This is a genomic window from Gilliamella sp. Choc6-1, assembly GCF_001690385.1.
Taxonomy (GTDB): domain Bacteria; phylum Pseudomonadota; class Gammaproteobacteria; order Enterobacterales; family Orbaceae; genus Gilliamella; species Gilliamella apicola_A.
The window spans coordinates 1-1,609 of record NZ_LZHI01000019.1 but is presented as its reverse complement, the minus strand read 5'-3'; the positions used below and the strand labels follow the sequence as shown (position 1 = coordinate 1,609).

Here is a 1,609-nt window from a genome sequence, read left to right as displayed (position 1 = left end):
GGGAACTTTGTTGGCGCAGCAGGTAAAGTATTGGCATTGGTGGATAGCTTAAATGATATCTGTCGTGCCAATAAAGCATTAGCCCGGGGTGATGTTGGCGCCGTTAGTTTTATGGTCAGTTCTTGTATTGGTTTTGCAATAGCCGGATTGGGGTTATCGTTTGCGTTGTCTGGACCATGGGGGCTGGTTTTAGTTTTAGCGCCATTTATTCTTAATTTTCTATTTGGCACTTACGACGACGGTAGCCAATGGGACGAAATGGACAAATGGATAAACCGCTCCATATTTGGCAACCTAGCTCGCAATGACTTATACCCACCTTACCCCATTAGTGATACGGGCAACTACCTATCCGAGCAAGATTTTTATTTGGCATCCCGAAAAGGACTTTGCCAAACCGCCCACCATGAAGTGAATGCAAGCGATTTGGGGAAAGAAGGTCAACAAAATCTAAAAAATAGTGCGCCCACTAAAGTCACAGGAATCGTTTGGGGAACCGATGACCAACGTGAAGTGGTAGAGGCAATAAATAAAACCTCAAACAGTAAATTGTACAATTTAAACTTAGTGATGCAACTGCCCGACTTTGTAAAAAATAAGGCCAAATTTGAAGGAACAATCACCATCCGCCACCGTGGTGAACCACAAGAGACCATATTAGAAGTTAGTCATGGCGGTGAAAATATAATTATTGAACCCGTTCAATACAATCCAGCCTATTTTAAACTGGTTAATAAAAATATGACTCGAAAACAAAAGATTGAAATTTATGATTATTATCAGGCTGAGCCCAAAGATTTGGGGGAGGTGGTTAATAATTGGTATGCCATGCAGCAAGTGATGGGTATCGATATTAAAACATCGCAGGAAAAAGCAGCAACACCAGCAGACAGCGCCACCACAGAGGTTACAACGACCAAGCCAAAAGCGCCGAATATCGGTTTATTTATGATAAACCAACTAGTAGGGCGGGTAACTGGTCAGTTTGAAGTGATTTGCACCATTCAATATTGGCCAACGGGGAAAGTGGATGAACAGGGTAAAAAAGTGTTTCCATACTTACTGTCATACCAATATACAGCTGATACGAGCCATAAGCCGAAGCAGTGACAGAATCGATTAACAAATTTTAACTAACAGGTAATAACTGATGAAAACACAAATCAAAAAAGTCTTAATATTAGGTAGTAGTTTACTGATGTTATCGTTACTGACAGGGTGCGATTTTACCGATTATAAAACGCGAATTCAAAGGGAAAACGATATTAATAACCCAACAGGAAATAAAAAATCTTGCTTAGCAGTGGGGGATTTAACTGAGGATATGTATCCTTATACTATTCACTATGTTGAAGGCGAAATTGATCCGAAAGAGCCTTATGATAAAGTAAAACAAAATAGAAGATTAAACTTAAAACTATCCCTCTATGCTAAAGAGGGATTATTTACTGAAGAGCTGGTTGGTCATGACGGCGATAAGCCTCTGTACCGTTATAATTTAACGGATGAAGGTCGTAAATACGTAGATTGGTGGGGGGGGACTAACTTCTGCTTTGGTCGGGTTGTGGTAGAAAAAATTATAGATGTGGATAATCAACTTAAAGGCATG

2 protein-coding genes are annotated in these 1,609 nt (G+C 40.1%); both read left to right on the top strand.

Annotation, left to right across the window (positions count from 1 at the left end; genetic code table 11):
* A partial coding sequence (locus A9G36_RS10105) for a hypothetical protein (RefSeq protein WP_176701003.1) occupies window positions 1-1,110 on the top strand: 1,110 nt, incomplete at its 5' end.
* Between the two features lie 40 nt (window positions 1,111-1,150).
* On the top strand, window positions 1,151-1,609 hold a 459-nt coding region (locus A9G36_RS02170; protein ID WP_141670608.1), incomplete at its 3' end, for a hypothetical protein.